Origin of the sequence: Actinobacillus indolicus (assembly GCF_004519515.1) — a bacterium.
In the GTDB taxonomy this organism is placed as follows: Bacteria; Pseudomonadota; Gammaproteobacteria; order Enterobacterales; family Pasteurellaceae; genus Glaesserella; species Glaesserella indolica_A.
Genome location: NZ_CP038145.1, coordinates 119,200 through 139,075 on the forward strand (window position 1 = coordinate 119,200; position 19,876 = coordinate 139,075).

Here is a 19,876-nt window from a genome sequence, read left to right on the forward strand (position 1 = left end):
CACATGGAGCATACTCTAACAGTATGAAATTGAATGAAATTATTAAAGAGATAGTAAACAATAATATCATATTCTGTAAAATTATACCAAAAACATATAAAAAATCAAATTCATATAACCAAAATAGATTTATCTATATAAAACTTAATTTTAGAATACCCAAGTCATACCAAGCTGTAAGATTTGCAAAATATTTTACAAATCCGACCGCTTGTTGAACCAATCTATTCTTACACTTGTCCATATTCAAAATATCTTTTTACTCGGAATATATGAAACTCATCAAAATCACCAATCTCAACAAATATGTGGGAAACCCTGAGTCTCCAGCGCATATCCTTAAAAACATCAACTTAACTATTGAACAAGGGGATTTTGTTGCCATTATTGGCGCATCCGGATCAGGAAAATCCACCTTAATGAATATTTTAGGCTGTTTAGATACCGCCAGTTCAGGTTCTTATAAAATTGATGGAAAAGAGACACAAAGCTTAAGTTCCGATCAGCTCTCTAACCTACGCCAACGTAAATTTGGCTTTATCTTCCAACGCTATAACTTGCTGTCTAGCTTAACCGCAGAAGAAAACGTTGTTTTACCCGCAATCTATGCTGGCATAGACTCTTCCGCTCGTTCGGCTCGCGCTAAAGAGCTTCTTGGGAAGCTAGGCTTAGCTGACAAAACAGTTAACCGTCCAAATCAACTTTCAGGCGGACAGCAACAACGAGTCAGTATTGCACGTGCGCTGATGAATGGCGGTGAAATCATTCTTGCTGATGAACCCACTGGGGCGCTTGACTCTCATAGTGGCGAAACAGTGATGGAGATTTTGCAAGAATTACATAAAGAAGGTCATACATTAATTCTTGTTACACACGATCCGAACATTGCATCTCATGCGCAACGTATTATTGAAATTAAAGATGGCGAGATTATTCGTGATGAACGACAACAACCGCCACATAGTCCAACCCATTCCCATAAACGTGAAAGTGGCTCACCACGCTTTCTCGATCAACTTTATGAATCCTTTAAAATGGCAACAAGTGCCATTATGGCACATAAACTGCGAGCTTTGCTGACCATGCTCGGCATTATTATTGGTATCACTTCAGTTATTTCTGTGGTGGCATTAGGTAAGGGATCTCAAGAGCAGATTCTTTCTAATATCAATAACTTAGGCACAAATACCATGAGTATTTATAACGGAACAGGATTTGGGGATCGGCGTGCCAATTTAACCAAAAATTTAACCATTGCAGATGTAACCGCGCTTGGAAATCAAAACTACATTGAAAGTGCCACCCCCAATAGCTCTTATAGCGGCACGTTAATTTTTGCGAATACCGCTGTGACAGGACAAGTTAATGGCGTAGGGGAACAATATTTTGATGTTAGGGGAATTTCATTAATTTCAGGTAGGTTGTTTAATGAACAGGAAGTCAAAGAATCTGCTCAAGTGGTTGTGATTGATCCCAATACTCAAAAAGGATTGGGCTTAGAAAATCCATTAGGGCAAATTATTTTAGTGGACAAAAAGCCCCTTGAAATCATTGGGATAGCGAAACAAAATAATATGCAACAATCCACAAACCTAAACCTATGGACACCTTATACTACCCTAATGCAACGCATTTCAGGGGAGAAAAAAATTGATTCGATTACCGTGAAAATCAAAGCAGAGATTGAAAGCCAAACGGCTGAAAAAAGCTTAACTGAGCTCTTAACTGCGCGTCATGGTAAGAAAGATTTCTTCGTTATGAATACCGATACCATTAAACAGACGATTGAAAGCACCACTAACACAATGACACTGCTTATCTCATCGATTGCTTTAATTTCATTGGTTGTCGGCGGTATTGGTGTGATGAATATTATGCTGGTTTCCGTGACTGAAAGAACCAAAGAAATCGGTGTCCGAATGGCGATTGGTGCAAAACAAGGGAATATTCTCCAACAATTTTTGATCGAAGCGATCTTAATCTGTCTATTAGGCGGAATTATTGGTATCCTGCTTGCTACCGCCATTATTTTAAGTTTTAACTATTGGGGATCGGACTTCAAAATGGTGCTTTCTACTTCTTCTGTTGTCGTTGCCGTACTCTGCTCTACCTTGATTGGTGTCATTTTTGGCTATATCCCAGCAAGGAACGCATCTCGCTTAAACCCAATTACTGCATTGGCACAGGAATAACAAGCGGTCAGATTAGTGAAATAAATAACAAAGGATAAAAAATGCTTACAAATATACAACTTGAACAAATTCTCGATGAAAAACTTAACAGTAAAGCGATCGCAGATTATGCGCCCAATGGCTTACAGGTTGAAGGTCGCCGTGAAATTCGCAAAATTATCACAGGTGTCACTGCTAGTTTACCCTTAGTTGAACAGGCTATTGCGAAAAAAGCCGATGCAATCCTTGTTCATCACGGCTATTTTTGGAAAAGCGAAAACCCTTGTATTCGTGGTATGAAAGGCAAACGGATTAAACAACTGCTCGTCAACGACATCAATCTATTTGGCTATCATCTTCCCCTTGATATACACACTGAGTTAGGCAATAACGCTCAATTAGCAAAGCATATTGGGGTTAAACACTTACAAGGCTTGGAAGATAAGGTGCTTTCTATTCCTGTCTATGGCGAATTAGACGAAGCCATTTCTGCACAAGAGTTAGCGAACAGACTAGAGAAAGCCCTTAATCGTAAACCGATTTTATGTGACGAATTTATTGCAGATTTTCCACAAAAATTAATTAAGACTGTGGCTATCTGTACTGGCGGTGGACAAGGTTATATTGACTTAGCAGCAAGTAAACAGATTGATGCCTTTATTAGCGGCGAGATTTCAGAGCAAACTACCCATTCAGCAAGAGAACAAGGGATTTACTATTTTTCTTGTGGACACCACGCCACCGAAAGAGACGGCGTGAAAGCCTTAGGTGAATGGCTGGCAAAAGAGTACGGATTAGATGTCGAATTTATTGATATTGATAATCCAGCATAATAACGTAAAAAGGCTCAGAGATTTCTGAGCCTTTTAAGCATAATTATTTGGCTAATTTAATTTCAGATACCCATTTATCAATTAAACGTTTACCTTCTTCACTTGAACCAAAACGGTTGTAATCTACTTCAACTAATTTAATATTCTCTAATTTTGGCGATAATGGAGAAATTTCAGCATTAACATTAGTTGGCGTTTGATATACACCATGATCGCGCCAAGGAATTTCTTGAACCTCTTTAGAAAGTACCCAATCCATAAATAATTTAGCATTTTCTAAATTACGAGCGCCTTTAATCACACTGACACCGCCTAAAGCATATCCAGCACCATCTTCAGGTAAGACATAATCAACAGGCGCACCATTTTCTTTTTCTGTCACATAACCATGAACAAATCCTACCGTTACTGCACTTTCACCACGGGAAAGATTCGTTGTCACAAGGGTACTTTTTACATATTGAGAAATATTGCTATCCAGCTGTTTTAAATACTCAAACGCTTTTTCTTCTCCTAAACGTTGAATCAATGTCGCCATCATGGTGTACATTGTTCCAGAGCTTCTTGGATCTGATAACTGCACTTCGCCTTTTAAACGGGGATCTAATAAATCTTGCCATTTTTTAGGTGCTTCTATGTCTAATTGTTTTAGTTTTTCCGTATTGATACCAAATCCAAGAATCATCAAGTAAGCCGCTGAAGTATACTTTCCGCTATCACTGTCCATCAAAGATTTAAACTGAGGCAAAATCTCAGATTGTAAAGGTGAACGATATGCCTCAAGTAACCCTAACTGTCCAGCTTGAAAATGAGGTTCGATTGTTCCACCATACCAAATATCCGCTTGAGGATTATCTTTCTCCGCTTTTAGTTTGCCTAAAATCGTGCCTGTTCCACCATGGATAAATTGAGTTTCTACATTGTATTTTTGAGAAAAACGTTTAGTTAAATCTTCACAGACTTTATTTTGAACACCACAATAGACTGTTAATTTACCTTCTGCATGGGCCACATTAGTCATAACTACTGGATACAAAAGACAAACACTAGCAACGAGTTTTTTAAGATTGAATGATTTCATTAGGTACCGCATTTTAAGAGGAAAAAAGAGCGAGCAGTGTAACATTTATGCTACACATTACAATAACGCCTCCCTCTATTTTATGGTAGAATTACAATAATTTAATCTATTAAAATAATTGGCTATGCAACTTAATCAAATTCAAATCATTTTAGTCGAAACGTCCCATAGCGGTAATATCGGCTCAACCGCTCGAGCAATGAAAACAATGGGTATGAATCATCTCAGATTAGTCTCTCCCAAACAGCCTATTGATGAACAAGCTATTGCCCTTGCTGCTGGCGCAAAAGATGTCTTAGATAATGCACAAATTTACGAAACTTTTGATGACGCAATTGCAGATTGTCAATTAGTGATTGGCACAAGTGCAAGGCTTCGACATTTACAAAATAGCCTAATTGAACCTCGAAAATGTGGAGAAATCGCGATGCAACGCGCTGAACAAGGTAAAGTAGCGGTTGTATTTGGACGAGAACGTGTTGGTTTAACCAATGAAGAATTGTTGAAATGCCATTATCACTTACATTTTCCAACAAATCCTGACTATGGCTCTCTTAATTTAGCCATGGCGGTCCAATTGGCTTGCTATGAAATTCGTATGGCTTGGTTGGATTTGCAAAATAATCCACAAATCGCACCGCTTGCAGACTATCCGAGCGCAGAAGCGCTAGAACATTTCTTTCAACATACAGAACAACTTTATAAAAAACTGGGTTTTATCCGTAATGAGGCGGTAATGCTCAAACTGCGTCGCTTATATCAAAGAGCTGAATTAGAAACGAATGAATTAAATCTATTGCGTGGCATGCTAACTGCGGTGGAAAAATATCAACGTTAATGAGAATAAAAAAGGCAACGCCATGAACATCACGTTGCCTTCTGATATTATGCTTCAACAGTTTTATCTTTAATCACTGTCGTTGCTGCATTATTGATCACGGATTTAATACCATTTTGCGCAGCTGCTTTTGAAGAATAGTACTCACTACGACCAATTTCCTGATGATTTCCCGCTTTTAAAATAAAGTACGGTTGATCACTTTTTGTCGTTTTCATTTCAAATTTTGTTTCATCTACACCATTTTTTTGTACTGATGCGATACCATTTTCTGCCGCTGCACGAGTTTTATATAATTCACTACTTAAAATAACTTGGCTATTTGCCGCTTTTAAGTTGAACATAAATTGTCCATCTTTTGCTAATTTAAGTTCGTACCAACCTAATGCCATAAATTTCTCCCTATGAAGAAGTTAAAGTGTAATGTGGAAAATTCCGTTGCGTAGCATAAAACTTTTTATGAAATTTTCAACGAATTTTCTTAAATTTGCAAAATTTTAAAACAAAGTGACCGCTTGTATTTCGCTAAATCATCCCAATTGGCAAAGCCACTAAATCTTCGGCTAACCATAACTTCTGTGGATACTGGTTAATAATTACACCATTGCCGATTTTGATTTCCTCTTTAGGCAAATTATCTTTCAAAATACCGAAGGCTTTTGCCATTTTCTTATCGGGGCTTGCGGTGGTTTTGATTTCTACGGGGTAGATTGTTCTGTCGTACTCAATCAATAAATCAATCTCTTTTTGGTTGGTATCTCGATAAAAATACAGAGGCGGTTCAATACCGCTGTTATAGAACGATTTAATAATTTCGCTGACTACAAAAGTTTCAAAAAACTGACCGCTTTTTGCCCCTTGTTGAATGGTTTCAGGCGTTAGCCATTTTGTTAGCCACGCTATCAAACCTGTATCCAACATATAGACTTTCGGGGTTTTAATTGCCCGTTTTAAATGATTATTGCTGTATGGCTTAAGCAAATAGATAATGCCCGAAGTTTCTAAAATCGTTGTCCAACGTTTGATCGTATCCACCGATACACCCACTTCTTGTGCTACATTGCTGTAATTTAACAGCTCGCCACTACGAGCCGCAATAGCGACCATAAAGCGAGTGAAATCACTGATATTTGAGATATTCGTTAAGGATCGTACATCTCGTTCAATGTAGGTTGAAACATAAGAGGCATAATAAATTTCCCAGTTCATCTCTTGTTCATACAGACGAGGCATATAGCCTTGATGAATAATTTTCCAAATGTTTTCAATGGGTTGGAAATGTTTTCCACGAGCGGTAAGATAATCTAAATTCGGGACAAAAGGCTGATAAAATTCAATCCGCTGAATTTCGCGCAACGAAAAACCTTGCAATTTTAACACCGCAATTCGCCCTGCCAAAGTCTCCGTCACATTTTGCATTAACTCAAATGCCTGCGAGCCAGAAAGCAGATAAAGCCCTGCGGTTTTCTGTTTATCAATAGCCAGTTTTAGACTTGAAAATAGCTCCGGCACATATTGCACCTCGTCCAAAATTAACTTGCCCGAATAGTTGAGCATAAACAAAGTCGGATCGTTACGAGCCATTGATAATAACATTGGATCATCAAAGGTAACATATTGATAATCCTCACTAATATGTTGCAACAATGTCGATTTTCCAACTTGTCTTGGACCAGTTATCAACACTGCTGGAAACTGTTTAATCACCGTTTGCAACAACGGTTTCATTTGGCGAGAGTAGAAGTTCATAGACAGAAATTAGTTTAATTTAAGATAACATCGTAAATTAAACTAAAAAATGAAGTGTAAGTAAAGAAAAATCTAGTTTAATTTAAGATAGTATCGTAAATTAAACTAGATTTAATCCCAAACAAGCGGTCGAATTCCATTAAAACTTTAAACGCTTGCGAATCCCTTGTTACTTATCAATACCAATCAATAACTCTTTTGCTTCTGTAATTCCATATTCTGAAGCGATTGTTAGATATTTTTTTGCCAACGCTTTATTGGGCTCAACACCTCTGCCATATAAATAGCCTGTTCCTACAAAATAAGCAAATCTATCTAAGTGATGCTCGTCAACAAAATATTTATGCCATTTAAATAGTTTTTTATCGTCAAAACCGTCAATCAAACCTTTATGGTAATAGTCCAAAATAAAGCCAGCAGAAATCATATCATTATGCATATCGGCTGCTTTTTCACGCCAATAAATTGCTTTTTTATAATTCGGTGGTGTAGAAAGCTCAAAATACTGCGCTAATGCTACCTGAGCATAAAAAGAACCTTTTTCCGCAAGTTTTTCAACTTCATTAAGTCCATTCTTTTGTTTAGAAATATCATCTGGATACAACAAGCTATCAATATTCTGTATTTCAGATTTTGTTGTATTTTGAGCCAATCCCATATTCGGTAAAAATAAACTTAATGATGCTACTACAATATATTTTTTGATTTTTTTCATCTTAAATCTCCAATAAATACGCCTTCAACTGATGAATCTTATCCCTTACCGCAGCCGCTTTTTCAAACTCAAGATCTTTAGCGAAATCTCGCATCTGTTGTTCAAGCACTTTCAGTTCTTTTTCTAACTCTTTACGAGATTTCGGGGTGTAAGCGGTCTGATCATCGGTAGATTTTGCAGATTTCTTACTACGTTTCGGTTTATCCGTCTGTCCAATATCAAGCAACTCGCCCACTTTTTTGTTCAACGCTTGTGGCACAATGCCGTGTTCTTCGTTGTATTTTTGCTGTTTCTCTCGACGGCGTTCGGTTTCTGTGATCGCTTTTTGCATTGAGTTGGTAATGCGGTCGCCGTATAAAATCGCTTTGCCGTTGAGGTTTCGGGCAGCACGCCCGATGGTTTGAATTAAAGAGCGTTCGGAACGCAAAAAGCCTTCTTTGTCGGCATCTAAAATCGCCACCAGCGACACTTCAGGCATATCCAAACCTTCTCGCAGTAGGTTGATACCGACCAACACATCAAACATTCCCATTCGTAAATCGTGGATAATTTCAACCCGCTCGACTGTGTCGATGTCGCTGTGTAGATAACGCACTCGCACGCCGTGTTCGTCTAGGTAGTCCGTTAAATCTTCCGCCATTTTTTTGGTTAGCGTTGTGACTAGCACTCGTTCGTCCACCGCCACACGCTTATGAATTTCTGACAACAAATCATCAACTTGCGTTGCTACAGGGCGAACTTCGATAATCGGATCTAATAAGCCCGTCGGACGAACCACTTGATCGACTACATCCGGATTTTTCTCTAATTCATAAGGCCCAGGGGTTGCCGATACATAGATTGTCTGTGGCGATAAGCGTTCAAACTCTTCAAAACGCAACGGACGGTTATCCAAAGCGGACGGCAAGCGGAAGCCGTATTGCACCAAAGTTTCTTTTCTTGCTCGGTCGCCCCTAAACATACCGCCGATTTGTGGCACGGTAACGTGGGACTCATCAATAATCAGCAAGCCATCGGACGGCATATAGTCAAACAAGGTCGGTGGCGGCTCGCCCTCTTTTCTGCCCGATAAATAACGTGAGTAGTTTTCAATGCCGGAGCAGTAGCCCAACTCATTCATCATCTCAATATCAAACTGAGTACGCTGGGCGATCCGCTGTTCTTCGAGTAATTTATTCTCTTTGATAAAGTAGGTTCGACGCTCGGCAAGTTCTTCTTTGATCTGCTCAATCGCCTCTAAAATCCGCTCTCTCGGTGTAACGTAGTGAGTTTTCGGGTAAATCGTATAACGGGGAACACGCCCTAAACTATGTCCTGTAAGCGGATCGAATAAGGACAGATTTTCGATTTCATCATCAAACAACTCCACACGCAAAGCAACATCGTCCGATTCGGCAGGGAAAATATCAATCACTTCGCCACGCACACGGAAAGTCGCACGCTGAAAGGCTTGATCGTTGCGGGTATATTGCAATTCAGCAAGGCGAGAGAGAATTTTGCGTTGGTCGATCATCTCGCCTACTTGCAGATGCAACATCATCTGCATATAGGCATCAACATCCCCCAAGCCGTAAATTGCCGACACCGACGCCACAACAATGGTGTCCCGTCTTTCTAAAAAAGATTTGGTAGCAGACAGTCGCATCTGTTCGATCTGCTCATTAATCGACGCATCTTTTTCAATAAAGGTATCACTGGCAGGCACATAGGCTTCAGGCTGATAGTAGTCGTAGTAGGAAACGAAATACTCCACTGCATTTTCAGGGAAAAAGGCTTTCATCTCGGCATAAAGCTGTGCCGCAAGGGTTTTGTTAGGGGCAAGCACCATTGCCGGACGGTTTAAGGTTGCAATCACGTTGGCAATGGTAAAGGTTTTACCCGACCCTGTTACACCTAGCAAGGTTTGATGTGCCAAGCCGTCATTCAACCCCTCGACTAATTTTGCAATCGCAGTCGGCTGATCGCCCGAAGGTTTGAAAGGAGAATGGAGAATAAAAGGTTTGCCTTGCTTGTTCATTGAAAAATCCTAGTCTGAAAATTTGCTAGGATTTTAGCATAAGCAAGCGGTGGGATTGGGGGAAAATTTTGCAAATTATAGAGCGGATCTCACCGCTTGTTATCCCATTAAAGTTTTATTTGGCTCTTTTGCAATTTCACGAGCTAGTTTTGGGACTAAATAGCCTGATGTAATGCGTTGTAATTCACGGTAAATTTCAAAGGCTTGATAATCTTCAATATGAAAATGACTCGCACCATCTACTTTATCTAGTAGGTGCAGATAGTAAGGTAAAATGCCGTAGCGAAATAATTTATCACTTAGGGCTTTCAGAGTTTGAGCGTTGTCGTTTATTCCTTTGAGCAAAACAGATTGGTTGAGCAATACAACACTACTTTGCTTTAACTTCTGTATTTTTTCAGCAAAAATATCATCTATTTCATTCGCGTGATTGATATGTGTCACTAACACGACATTCAAACGGCTTTGCGACAACCGTTCACACAATTCGTCTGTGACACGATTTGGGATAACCACAGGTAAACGGCTATGAATACGCACGGTAGTGACATGGGGAATCTGTTCTAATTGGGTGAAAATCCAATCAATTTCGTGGTCTTTTGCCATCAAGGGATCGCCACCCGATAAAATCACTTCTTCTACTTCGTGATGAGCTGAAATATAGTCAAGACTTTTCTGCCATGTAGCTTTGCCACTTTTGACTTCATCGTAAGGAAAATGGCGACGGAAGCAGTAGCGACAGTTAATCGCACAGCTATTTTTTACCATAAATAACAATCGGTTATGGTATTTATGCAAAATATTAGGTGCAGGCGAATGCTGCTCTTCAAGGGGATCGGTAACAAAACCATCAACTTTTGCAAATTCTTCTCGTAAAGTGACCGCTTGTAAAAAAAGGGGATCATTACGATCCCCTTTTTTCATTTTTTCGGCAAAGGGGCGTGGCACTCTTAAGGCAAACAGTTTACGAGCGGTAAGATCTTGCTCAAAATCTGCAATGTCTAGCTCAAGGTAACTGAGCAGATCTTCAGGGCGATTAAAGGCTTCCGCCAAATCTTGTAGCCATTGAGCTTTTGTTGGTGCATCGTAAAATGAGATGTTCAAGTTTACCCCTTTTTATTGATGAGATTATTGGCTAATCACACACTGCACTGGTGCATTCGTTTTATCAACCATCAATGTTGGTGGTAATTGGCTGTTGTTTGTCCCCACCATATATTGCACGCCGTTTAAGCAGTAGCGTAAATAGCCCGGTGTTTTTTCAATAAGATAAGGATCGTTTTGTGGGTCAACGGCTTTAAAGGTTGGAATCGCAGGTGCAACTTGTTGTACTTGTTGAGTTAATTGCTCTGTTGGCGCTTGAGTTGCAGGTGTTGTTTGAGTTTGAGCCTGTGCTTCTGTTGGTGAAAGCACTTCACTTAATAAATAACCCGCAGCCGCACCTGTTGCGAAGTTCCCTAAACGGTTACCTTGCGCTTGTTGAGCTGCTCCAGCAGTTGGTGCAGTTTGATTTGGGGTATTGTTAAAATCTGCATCGGCTTTTTGTTGCGTAGTTGATTGTTGTACTGTCGCAGGTGTTTTTGCTCTTGTTACTTTTCCACCTACTTTTTTAGCTTCAGCCACGGTTGCAAAAGAAAGTGCTAACACAGCAGTTAATGTCATGATTTTTTTCATTATTATTCCTTTAGGTTGGTTAAAACGCGTGGATTATACCTTCTTCATCGCTAAAGCCTAAATAAATTTTTAAATCTTTAAGGATTTTAGTGTATTATATACGCCTTTTTATACCTTAGCCCTTTGGGCATTACTTTATATCTAAAATTCTGAGGATAACAATGGCTAGTTACAGCACTAATGATTTCAAACCGGGTTTAAAATTTATCCAAGATGGCGAACCTTGTGTCATCGTTGAAAACGAATTCGTAAAACCAGGTAAAGGTCAAGCATTTACCCGTACTAAAATCCGTAAATTAATCTCTGGTAAAGTATTAGAGATCAACTTCAAATCAGGCTCAACTGTTGAAGCGGCAGATGTTGTAGATTACAACTACACTTACTCTTATAAAGATGAAGATTTCTGGTACTTTATGCACCCAGAAACGTTCGAGCAAATTTCTGTAGATGCAAAAGCATTAGGCGACAACGATAAATGGTTAGTTGATCAAGCAGAATGTATCATTACATTATGGAATGGCTCTGCAATCGGCGTTACTCCACCAAACTTTGTTGAATTAGAAGTTATCGAAACTGATCCAGGCTTAAAAGGTGACACCGCTGGTACAGGTGGTAAACCTGCGACATTAAGCACAGGTGCAGTAGTTCGTGTTCCACTTTTCGTTCAAATCGGCGAAGTTATCCGTGTGGATACCCGTTCAGGCGAATATGTTTCTCGCGTGAAATAATCTCGCAATCCCCTGACAATTTGTTAGGGGATTTTTTTATCTATAAATCAGAACTTTATAATGAAAAATTTCTCTAATTAAGGTAAAATTTTTACATTATTTGAATCACCTAATTTAGAGGAACATATTATGTCAGTAACCATTTTAGACCAACTTGAAGACAAAATTAAACAAGCCGTAGAAACGATCCAACTACTTCAATTAGAAGTTGAAGAATTAAAAGGCAAAAATGAAGAAGCAAATCGTGCAAATGAAACATTACGTCAAGAGCACGAACAATTAAAAGCGGAACATCAAGGATTCCAAGATCGTTTACGTTCACTTTTAGGTCAAATCGATAACGTTTAATTACATCATTTTTAATAAAACGGCTAAGTAATTAGCCGTTTTTTATAATTTTTCTTCCCTATGGCTAAACTCTACTTTTATTATTCCGCAATGAATGCGGGGAAATCAACAACGTTATTACAATCTTCCTATAACTATCAGGAACGTGGTATGAATACCTTAGTTTATACTGCGGCTATTGATGATCGTTATGGTGTAGGCAAAGTGGCTTCACGTATTGGTATCTCACAAGAAGCACTCTTATTTAATGGACAAACTGATTTATTTGCAGATATTTCACAACACCTTGCTAAAGAAAAATTACACTGTATCTTAATTGATGAATCACAGTTTCTAACGAAACAGCAAGTTTATCAATTAACAGAAGTTGTCGATAAATTGAAAATTCCTGTGTTGTGCTATGGATTACGTACTGATTTCCAAGCTGAATTATTCGAAGGAAGTCGCTATTTACTCGCATGGGCAGATCAATTAGAAGAACTTAAGACCATTTGCTACTGCGGTCGTAAAGCAGGCTTCGTGATTCGCATGAATGAGAAAGGCGAGGCCGTAAAAGATGGTGATCAAATCCAAATTGGTGGCAATGATACCTATCTATCTGTCTGCCGACAACACTATAAAGAGAAATTAGGTTTATAACTAAAGATGCCGAGAGGCATCTTTTTTAATAGGTATAGGTACGATAAAGAAATGCACTAATTAAAATAACTAACATGATAATAATCTGAATCAGTCTTTTCTTGGTTAATTTTTCAGCTGCCATTTTCACTCCAAATAAGAATTATTCTATTCATAATTCCCTAAAAAAATGTTAAAATTTGCCCTAAATCAAACTTTAGGATAGTTTCTTATGAAAATTGTATCTGATTTTAAAGCAAATGGAAGAACAGCATGCACAATTCACTGTCAAAATTGCAGTATCAGTCAATTGTGTTTACCGTTTACACTCAATGATCATGAACTCACTCAGTTAGATAATATTATTGAACGTAAAAAACCTGTTCAAAAATCTCAAATTATTTTCCAATCGGGTGACGAGCTCCGCTCTATCTATGCAATTCGTTCAGGCACTATCAAAAGCTACACCATCAGCGAAAATGGTGAAGAGCAAATTACCGCGTTTCACTTACCTGGCGATTTAGTGGGTTTTGATGCAATCATGGATATGAAACATGTTGGGTTTGCACAAGCACTTGAAACCTCCATGATTTGTGAAATTCCATTTGATATTCTAGACGACTTAGCAGGTAAAATGCCCAAAATTCGTCATCAAATTATGCGTTTAATGAGTAATGAGATCAAAAGTGATCAAGAAATGATCTTATTACTTTCAAAAATGAGTGCCGAGGAAAAACTCGCAGCCTTCATTTATAATTTATCTCAACGATATGCCGCACGCGGATTCTCTGCTCGTGAGTTCCGTCTAACAATGACTCGTGGCGATATTGGAAACTATCTTGGTTTAACCATCGAAACCATTAGCCGTTTACTCGGGCGTTTCCAAAAAAGTGGCATGATCAGCGTTCAAGGTAAATATATTACGATTAACCGTATGGATGAGCTTAGCGAAATGGCTGGTGTAACAAAACCTAAAATGTCTTGTTGTGCATAAAATTAAAATTTCCTAGTTATTAAAAAGGCATAGAATATAATTCTATGCCTTTTATCTATCTTAATTTTCTACTTTAGGAAGTTTATATAACTGATTTTTATATAAATAACTGCCTAATAACGCATGAGCTAATGCTTCTTTCTTCATGGCTTCAGGCTGCTCTTTCGGATTCAGCTTTTCATTTGCTTTATCATATTCGTAGCCTTGAGGCTCTAAATTTGGTTTTAGAATAATGACATCAGAGCCTTTCATCATCGCTTGTGTTTGATCGTACTGCATAAACGCACGATTTGGGTTAACGTCTTGGGTCAAATCATAACCGATCATCGGATATTCACCACTAATTCCCGCCACAGAAAGCAAAGTTGTTGGCATATCAATTTGGCTCACTAAACGATTATCCCTACGTGGTTCAATATTCTCCCCAAGAATTAACGCAGGAATATGGAAGTTTTTGATAGGCACTAAGCTATCCCCTGCCACACGTGAATCGTGGTCGGCAATTACAAGGAAAATGGTATCTTTCCAGTAGTTTGACTGTTTGGCTAACTTAAAGAAATGCCCTAATGCATAATCTGCGTATTTCGCTGCATTGTTACGGGTCTGCTTCTCTTTATCAAATAACTCAATTTTGCCATCTGGGAATTCAAATGGATCATGGTTACTTGAAGTAAAGACTAAACTGAAGAAAGGCTTATCCCCTTTAGCAAGCTCTGTGAATGTTTCATTCGCTTTATCGAATAAGTCTTCATCACTCATTCCCCACGTTGAGACAAATTTCGGGTTTTTATAATCTTTTTCATCTACAATCGTTTCAAAACCGTTTCCGTAGAAATAGCTTGCCATATTATCGAAGTGTTTCTCACCGCCATAAATAAAGGATGTGCTATACCCCTGACGACGTAATAACTCTGCTATGGTAAAGAAACCATTCTGGCTTTTGGTCAATTTTACCGTTGCACGTGCTGGCGTTGGTGTAAAGCCTGCGGTGACTGCTTCAATACCACGTACGGAACGTGTTCCTGTGGCATAGATATTTTCAAATAACCAACCTTCTTTAGCGAGTTTGTCAAATTCCGGTGTTAATGGTTTTCCACCTAATGTACCGACAAACTGAGCACCTAAGCTCTCTTCAAGCACAATCACGATATTTTTAGGTTTACCTTGATAGCTTGCACTGTTTTTCGTTAAAGTCGGGATCTCCTTGGAAATATAGTCAGAAGCGGGGCGATTACGGCTATTTTTTACAATATCCAACATCTCTTCTTCTGACATTTTGCCATATTGCTCTGAAGATTTTTCTTCATCTTTGAGCTGTTGTGCGGCATAAAGGACTGAATAACCCGAGTTAAGCACCAAAGAGTTTACTAACGGATCGCTTGAAAATGCCACCATCGCAGGATTGATACCACGATGTCCTAACGATGAACGAGCTCCCGCAAACGCAACTGCAATAACTAATAACGCAATCACAGGGCGAACTTTCCAGCTTGGTAAACGTAAATCCTTCACCGCCCAGCCAGCCAATTTCCAATAGACTAAAGACGCAATCACAGTCACAACCAAACTGCTGACCACAGCCACTAAATGTCCATTTGCCAACATGGTGAATACTTCTTTTGGATAAAGCAGGTACTCGATAAATAGACGGTTTGGTCTGAAATCGTAAGTTTCAATAAAAGCAGGGGTCGCTACTTCCATAAAAAGAATAAACACACTGCCAATGGTGAGCCATACTCTCAATATTTTTTTCCAAAGTTTCCCTAAGCCATTATTGTGTAAAAATAACACCGTAAATAAAGCAGGTACACCGAATAAGTAGCATAGGGCTACAATATCAATGCGTAAACCTTGTAAGAAAAGGGAGAACCAACCATCCACAGCAGATACACGATCTGCTTGCCAAATAGATAGTCCTAAACGTGATAAGGTAAAAATAACAATATTTAATCCAACAAAGAAAAATATTGGAAAGAGAATAGAACGAGAAGATCTCTGCATAAACGTTACTCTAAAATCGTAATAAAATCACCAACTCGAATTGCGCCACTACTTTTCGGCACTAAATGTATGCCAAAAATAGGTTTGCCTTTCTCATTGGTATGGTTCTGTTTTAGCGTCCGAAAGGGTTCAGCTTTCGGATCTAATTCAAGGGTTGTCGGATGGCGAGTAATCAAAATACAACGAGTACAGCATTGAGCAAATTCAAACTCAACATCACCAATTTTAATTCGTCGCCACCCTTCTTCTTCAAAGGCTTGAACGCCGTCTATGACAACATTCGCCCGAAACTGTTCCATAACCACAGGCACGGGCGACCAAGCCTGCACCTGTGCTAAAGATTTTTCTGACACCAGTAATAAAGGATTACTATCAGCAAAGCTTAACGGATTAGGCTCAAAATTCTGTACCATACGTTCAGATGTTTTACCAATCCAACGTAACTGCACATCACGCCCAAACCGCTCACTTAACCATTGATTTACCGCATCATGAGCTACCCATGATGGAAAATGCGTTCCCCATACTTCGCTTGTTTGTTGTTCCACAAAATCTTGATACAAGGCTACACATTGTTCACCATTATCATATTGAATCACCACGCCCGTCGGAATCGGAAAAGCTGAAAGACGATATAGCACTTGATCTTTACGCGCAGTAATAAAAGTACCATCCATTTCAGTGATCATAAATTCACGATCAAAATTCAGCCCTTGGGGTAAAACAAATGCTTGCCCAACCTGATAAGCTCGTGTTGATTTAATCGGATAAAGGTTAAGTTGTGTGACTTGCATAAAGTATCTCCAATTTTGGATGCGAACAATAACAGAAAAGCATCTACTTTTATAGAATTCTAAAGTAAAATAATAGAGATTTTTATAAAAGGAATATCCTATGGCAAAGAAACCGACCCAAGATTTTGAAAGTACCCTAAAAGAGCTTGAAGAGATTGTCAGCCGACTTGAAACGGGCGACCTTCCCCTAGAAGAAGCGCTAACGGAATTTGAAACAGCAATCAAACTTGTACAACAAGGGCAAGAGCGTTTACAAAAAGCAGAACAACGCATCCAAATTTTATTACAAAAAGACGAAAACGCGACGCTAACGGATTACGCATAATGAATTACGATCTTTCTACGGAATTAACCCAATACCAACAACGTGTTAATCAATTTCTTGAAAAGCAACTTTCGCAATATTATGCTCATAACACACCGCTTGTTGATGCCATGTCTTATGCGGTGTTACTGGGTGGCAAACGTGTCAGACCGTTTTTAATCTATGCCACAGGCAAAATGCTCGGTGTTCCCCTAACACAACTCGACCATTCTGCTGCGGCGATGGAAGCCATTCATGCTTACTCCCTTGTGCATGATGATTTGCCAGCGATGGATAATGACACCTTACGCCGTGGCAAACCCACTTGCCATATCGCCTTTGATGAAGCTACCGCGATTCTTGCTGGAGATGCCTTACAAAGTTTTGCCTTTGAACTCCTTGCTTTTGACCCAACATTAAATGCAGAACAAAAAGTGGCTCAAATGCAATGGCTCTCAAAATCTGCTGGCGCAAAAGGAATGTGCTTAGGTCAAAGCCTTGATTTGCAATCTGAAAACAAATCAATCTTGCTGAATGAATTAGAGCTTATTCACCGCAATAAGACAGGAGCATTGATTTTAGCGTCTGTCATGATGGGTTTTAATCTTTCAAACTATGCCAATAACACTGACATCCAACAAAAATTAGTCGCATACGCGGAAGCTATCGGACTGGCGTTCCAAGTGCAAGACGATATTTTAGATGTCATTGGCAATAGTGACATCATCGGCAAAACCGTAGGTTCAGATCAAGCATTAGATAAAAGCACCTATCCTAAATTATTAGGCTTAGACGGTGCAAAACAGAAAGCAGAAAGTTTGTACCAAACTGCGATTGCGGCATTAGACAGTTTGCCATTTGATACTACTGCGCTCTCAGCCTTAGCAGAGTTTATTGTTAAACGAGAAAGTTAATTGACAAGCGGTGAGATATATCTGAAATGTTGCAAATTTCTAACACAATCTGACCGCTTGTAAAGACAAAAAAACCGAGTCATTTTGATCTGACTCGGTTTTCTTTTTAGATAAACAGCTTATTTATTTTCTGCTTCGCTCTGTGCAACAGAATCCCCTAAGTTTTGATCTTCTGTTACCGTTGGTTTTTCTTCTGTTTTCTCTTCAGAAGGCGGTGTTGTTGTATTGTTATCGTTACTGCTTGAATCGTTCCAACCTGCTGGCTCACCCACTGGTTTACGCTCCATCAAGTTTTTAATTTGTGGAACATCGATCGTTTCATACTTCATCAACGCATCTTTCATCGCGTGTAAGATATCCATATTGTCCGTTAAGACTTGTCTTGCACGCTCATAGTTACGGTCGATAATCTTACGCACTTCTTCATCAATCAGCTTCGCTGTTGCTTCTGATACAACACGTGGTGCACCAAAACCTTCTTCTTCTTTATATAGAATCGGTCCAAGATTTTCGGAGAAGCCCCACTCTGTCACCATACGACGAGCAATGTTTGATGCTACTTGAATATCGCTTGAAGCACCTGTTGAAATATTTTCTTTACCATAAATTAACTCTTCCGCTAAACGACCACCATAGGTACTCGCTAATTTGCCTTCCAGTTGTTTTTGGCTAATGCTGACTTTATCCCCTTCTGGTAAGAAGAAAGTGACACCTAAGGCACGTCCGCGTGGAATAATTGTCACTTTATGTACTGGATCATGTTCTGGCATTAAATAACCAACAATCGCATGACCTGCTTCATGATATGCCGTTGAGATTTTTTGCTCTTCAGTCATAATCATGGAACGACGCTCTGGTCCCATGTTGATTTTGTCTTTTGCTTTTTCAAAATCGTTCATGGTCACAACACGTTGATTTGCACGAGCTGAGAAAAGTGCAGCTTCATTCACTAAGTTCGCCAATTCTGCACCAGAATAGCCTGGCGTGCCACGTGCAATAATCATTGGATCAACATCTGGTGCAAGCGGTACTTTTTTCATGTGAACTTTCAAAATTTGCTCACGACCTTTCACATCCGGTAAACCGACCATAACTTGACGGTCAAAACGTCCTGGACGAGTTAAAGCGTTGTCTAATACATCCGCACGGTTAGTTGCTGCAATGATGATGATCCCTTCACTGCCTTCAAAACCGTCCATTTCCACAAGCATTTGGTTTAAAGTTTGTTCACGTTCATCGTGACCACCACTAAAACCTGCGCCACCACGCTTACGACCAACCGCATCAATCTCATCAATAAAGATAATACAAGGTGCATTTTTCTTCGCTTGATCGAAGAGATCGCGCACACGAGAAGCACCTACGCCCACGAACATTTCAACGAAATCAGAACCTGCCATAGTAAAGAACGGCACGTTCGCTTCACCAGCAATCGCTTTAGCTAACAAAGTTTTACCTGTTCCCGGTGGGCCGACCATCAAAATGCCTTTTGGAATACGTCCGCCTAATTTTTGGAATTTACTCGGGTCACGTAAGAAATCAACCACTTCAGCCACTTCTTCTTTTGCTTCGTCACAACCTGCAACATCGCTGAAGCGTGTTTTGATTTGATCCGGTGCGATCATCTTCGCTTTGCTCTTACCAAAGCCCATAGCCCCACGACCACCGCCACCTTGCATTTGGCGCATATAGAATACCCAGAACCCGATAAGAATAATCATCGGGAACCAAGAAATTAGAATTTGGGATAATAAACCACGACGCTCAGCCGGTTCACCAATGACTGTCACATTTTTATTTAACAAATCATTTAATAAATCACGGTCATACATCGGCATTACCGTTTGATATTCCCCACCCGTCACTTTTTTAACGGTAATGGTTTCATCATTACTTTTGAAATTCACTTCTTTTAATTGATTTTGTTTTAAATCATTAATAAAAGTCGAATAGTCAACGGTATTGGTGTTACCAAAATTGGTATTAAAGCCCTGGAATGCCGTCATCAACGTAATACCGATCACAACCCAAAGCAAAATATTTTTAAACATATCGTTCAAGGCGATTACCTCTTTTTATTAAAAAACTTGTCAAGAT

19 protein-coding genes are annotated in these 19,876 nt (G+C 39.3%); 9 read left to right on the plus strand and 10 right to left on the minus strand.

Features of this window, described 5'->3' with window-relative positions; translation table 11 throughout:
* Positions 1-272 precede the first annotated feature (272 nt).
* Positions 273-2,192, plus strand: a complete 1,920-nt coding sequence (locus EXH44_RS00520; RefSeq protein WP_162855839.1) for a MacB family efflux pump subunit — start codon at positions 273-275, stop codon at positions 2,190-2,192.
* A gap of 41 nt (positions 2,193-2,233) precedes the next feature.
* The gene (locus tag EXH44_RS00525) at positions 2,234-3,004 is read left to right on the plus strand and encodes a Nif3-like dinuclear metal center hexameric protein (protein ID WP_162855840.1); all 771 of its coding nucleotides are present in this window, start codon (positions 2,234-2,236) and stop codon (positions 3,002-3,004) included.
* A gap of 43 nt (positions 3,005-3,047) precedes the next feature.
* On the opposite strand, the gene EXH44_RS00530 is transcribed toward EXH44_RS00525, so the two are convergent.
* A complete protein-coding gene (locus tag EXH44_RS00530) occupies positions 3,048-4,085 on the minus strand; it encodes an ABC transporter substrate-binding protein (protein ID WP_162855841.1) in 1,038 nt (345 codons plus the stop codon).
* 124 nt (positions 4,086-4,209) lie between these two features.
* On the opposite strand from EXH44_RS00530, the gene trmJ reads away from it, so the two are divergent.
* On the plus strand, positions 4,210-4,923 hold the full coding sequence (gene trmJ / locus EXH44_RS00535; protein ID WP_162855842.1) for a tRNA (cytosine(32)/uridine(32)-2'-O)-methyltransferase TrmJ: 714 nt from the start codon (positions 4,210-4,212) through the stop codon (positions 4,921-4,923).
* Positions 4,924-4,970: 47 nt separating this feature from the next.
* Here trmJ and EXH44_RS00540 read toward each other — a convergent pair whose 3' ends face one another.
* The 6 genes from EXH44_RS00540 to EXH44_RS00565 form a co-directional block, all read right to left on the minus strand.
* Positions 4,971-5,315, minus strand: a complete 345-nt coding sequence (locus tag EXH44_RS00540; protein WP_135673769.1) for a YegP family protein — start codon at positions 5,313-5,315, stop codon at positions 4,971-4,973.
* Between the two features lie 133 nt (positions 5,316-5,448).
* The gene (locus EXH44_RS00545; protein WP_162855843.1) at positions 5,449-6,672 is read right to left on the minus strand and encodes an ATP-binding protein; all 1,224 of its coding nucleotides are present in this window, start codon (positions 6,670-6,672) and stop codon (positions 5,449-5,451) included.
* Between the two features lie 169 nt (positions 6,673-6,841).
* The gene (locus EXH44_RS00550) at positions 6,842-7,387 is read right to left on the minus strand and encodes a tetratricopeptide repeat protein (protein ID WP_162855844.1); all 546 of its coding nucleotides are present in this window, start codon (positions 7,385-7,387) and stop codon (positions 6,842-6,844) included.
* Between the two features lies 1 nt (position 7,388).
* Complete coding sequence (gene uvrB / locus EXH44_RS00555; RefSeq protein WP_162855845.1) at positions 7,389-9,404, minus strand: excinuclease ABC subunit UvrB; 2,016 nt, start codon at positions 9,402-9,404, stop codon at positions 7,389-7,391.
* A gap of 99 nt (positions 9,405-9,503) precedes the next feature.
* Positions 9,504-10,508: an EF-P beta-lysylation protein EpmB gene (epmB, locus tag EXH44_RS00560; RefSeq protein ID WP_162855846.1), complete on the minus strand. Its 1,005-nt coding sequence runs from the start codon at positions 10,506-10,508 to the stop codon at positions 9,504-9,506.
* 24 nt (positions 10,509-10,532) lie between these two features.
* Positions 10,533-11,078, minus strand: coding sequence for a hypothetical protein (locus EXH44_RS00565; RefSeq protein WP_162855847.1), 546 nt, complete (start codon positions 11,076-11,078; stop codon positions 10,533-10,535).
* Between the two features lie 161 nt (positions 11,079-11,239).
* Between EXH44_RS00565 and efp the strand changes: the two genes are divergently transcribed.
* The 4 genes from efp (at position 11,240) to EXH44_RS00585 (ending at position 13,766) form a co-directional block, all read left to right on the plus strand.
* The gene (efp, locus tag EXH44_RS00570) at positions 11,240-11,806 is read left to right on the plus strand and encodes an elongation factor P (RefSeq protein ID WP_016528144.1); all 567 of its coding nucleotides are present in this window, start codon (positions 11,240-11,242) and stop codon (positions 11,804-11,806) included.
* 129 nt (positions 11,807-11,935) lie between these two features.
* Positions 11,936-12,154, plus strand: a complete 219-nt coding sequence (gene zapB / locus EXH44_RS00575) for a cell division protein ZapB (protein ID WP_162855848.1) — start codon at positions 11,936-11,938, stop codon at positions 12,152-12,154.
* A gap of 60 nt (positions 12,155-12,214) precedes the next feature.
* Positions 12,215-12,793 carry a thymidine kinase gene (locus tag EXH44_RS00580; RefSeq protein WP_162855849.1) on the plus strand — a complete coding sequence of 193 codons (579 nt, stop codon included), beginning with the start codon at positions 12,215-12,217 and terminating at the stop codon, positions 12,791-12,793.
* A gap of 211 nt (positions 12,794-13,004) precedes the next feature.
* Positions 13,005-13,766 (plus strand): FNR family transcription factor, encoded by a 762-nt coding sequence (locus EXH44_RS00585; RefSeq protein WP_135673601.1) that lies wholly within the window; start codon positions 13,005-13,007, stop codon positions 13,764-13,766.
* A 60-nt stretch (positions 13,767-13,826) separates the two neighbouring features.
* Here the strand turns inward: EXH44_RS00585 and EXH44_RS00590 are convergent, their stop codons facing one another.
* Positions 13,827-15,767, minus strand: a complete 1,941-nt coding sequence (locus tag EXH44_RS00590) for an LTA synthase family protein (RefSeq protein WP_162855850.1) — start codon at positions 15,765-15,767, stop codon at positions 13,827-13,829.
* A gap of 5 nt (positions 15,768-15,772) precedes the next feature.
* Positions 15,773-16,561: an MOSC domain-containing protein gene (locus EXH44_RS00595; RefSeq protein ID WP_162855851.1), complete on the minus strand. Its 789-nt coding sequence runs from the start codon at positions 16,559-16,561 to the stop codon at positions 15,773-15,775.
* A gap of 100 nt (positions 16,562-16,661) precedes the next feature.
* Between EXH44_RS00595 and xseB the strand changes: the two genes are divergently transcribed.
* Both xseB and ispA read left to right on the plus strand, forming a co-directional pair.
* Positions 16,662-16,886, plus strand: a complete 225-nt coding sequence (xseB, locus tag EXH44_RS00600) for an exodeoxyribonuclease VII small subunit (protein ID WP_135673614.1) — start codon at positions 16,662-16,664, stop codon at positions 16,884-16,886.
* Positions 16,886-17,779 carry a (2E,6E)-farnesyl diphosphate synthase gene (gene ispA, locus EXH44_RS00605; protein ID WP_162855852.1) on the plus strand — a complete coding sequence of 298 codons (894 nt, stop codon included), beginning with the start codon at positions 16,886-16,888 and terminating at the stop codon, positions 17,777-17,779. Before xseB ends, ispA begins: the two co-directional genes overlap by 1 nt.
* 119 nt (positions 17,780-17,898) lie before the next feature.
* Here the strand turns inward: ispA and ftsH are convergent, their stop codons facing one another.
* Positions 17,899-19,830, minus strand: a complete 1,932-nt coding sequence (gene ftsH / locus EXH44_RS00610) for an ATP-dependent zinc metalloprotease FtsH (protein WP_162857500.1) — start codon at positions 19,828-19,830, stop codon at positions 17,899-17,901.
* Between the last annotated feature and the right edge of the window lie 46 nt (positions 19,831-19,876).

Bases quoted from the DNA above. Each gene is read 5' to 3' on its own strand.
- EXH44_RS00520 (WP_162855839.1), top strand. From the start codon at position 273: ATGAAACTCATCAAAATCACCAATCTCAACAAATATGTGGGAAACCCT.
- EXH44_RS00525 (WP_162855840.1), top strand. From the start codon at position 2,234: ATGCTTACAAATATACAACTTGAACAAATTCTCGATGAAAAACTTAAC.
- EXH44_RS00530 (WP_162855841.1), bottom strand. From the start codon at position 4,085: ATGAAATCATTCAATCTTAAAAAACTCGTTGCTAGTGTTTGTCTTTTG.
- trmJ (WP_162855842.1), top strand. From the start codon at position 4,210: ATGCAACTTAATCAAATTCAAATCATTTTAGTCGAAACGTCCCATAGC.
- EXH44_RS00540 (WP_135673769.1), bottom strand. From the start codon at position 5,315: ATGGCATTAGGTTGGTACGAACTTAAATTAGCAAAAGATGGACAATTT.
- EXH44_RS00545 (WP_162855843.1), bottom strand. From the start codon at position 6,672: ATGAACTTCTACTCTCGCCAAATGAAACCGTTGTTGCAAACGGTGATT.
- EXH44_RS00550 (WP_162855844.1), bottom strand. From the start codon at position 7,387: ATGAAAAAAATCAAAAAATATATTGTAGTAGCATCATTAAGTTTATTT.
- uvrB (WP_162855845.1), bottom strand. From the start codon at position 9,404: ATGAACAAGCAAGGCAAACCTTTTATTCTCCATTCTCCTTTCAAACCT.
- EXH44_RS00565 (WP_162855847.1), bottom strand. From the start codon at position 11,078: ATGAAAAAAATCATGACATTAACTGCTGTGTTAGCACTTTCTTTTGCA.
- efp (WP_016528144.1), top strand. From the start codon at position 11,240: ATGGCTAGTTACAGCACTAATGATTTCAAACCGGGTTTAAAATTTATC.
- zapB (WP_162855848.1), top strand. From the start codon at position 11,936: ATGTCAGTAACCATTTTAGACCAACTTGAAGACAAAATTAAACAAGCC.
- EXH44_RS00580 (WP_162855849.1), top strand. From the start codon at position 12,215: ATGGCTAAACTCTACTTTTATTATTCCGCAATGAATGCGGGGAAATCA.
- EXH44_RS00585 (WP_135673601.1), top strand. From the start codon at position 13,005: ATGAAAATTGTATCTGATTTTAAAGCAAATGGAAGAACAGCATGCACA.
- EXH44_RS00590 (WP_162855850.1), bottom strand. From the start codon at position 15,767: ATGCAGAGATCTTCTCGTTCTATTCTCTTTCCAATATTTTTCTTTGTT.
- EXH44_RS00595 (WP_162855851.1), bottom strand. From the start codon at position 16,561: ATGCAAGTCACACAACTTAACCTTTATCCGATTAAATCAACACGAGCT.
- xseB (WP_135673614.1), top strand. From the start codon at position 16,662: ATGGCAAAGAAACCGACCCAAGATTTTGAAAGTACCCTAAAAGAGCTT.
- ispA (WP_162855852.1), top strand. From the start codon at position 16,886: ATGAATTACGATCTTTCTACGGAATTAACCCAATACCAACAACGTGTT.
- ftsH (WP_162857500.1), bottom strand. From the start codon at position 19,830: ATGTTTAAAAATATTTTGCTTTGGGTTGTGATCGGTATTACGTTGATG.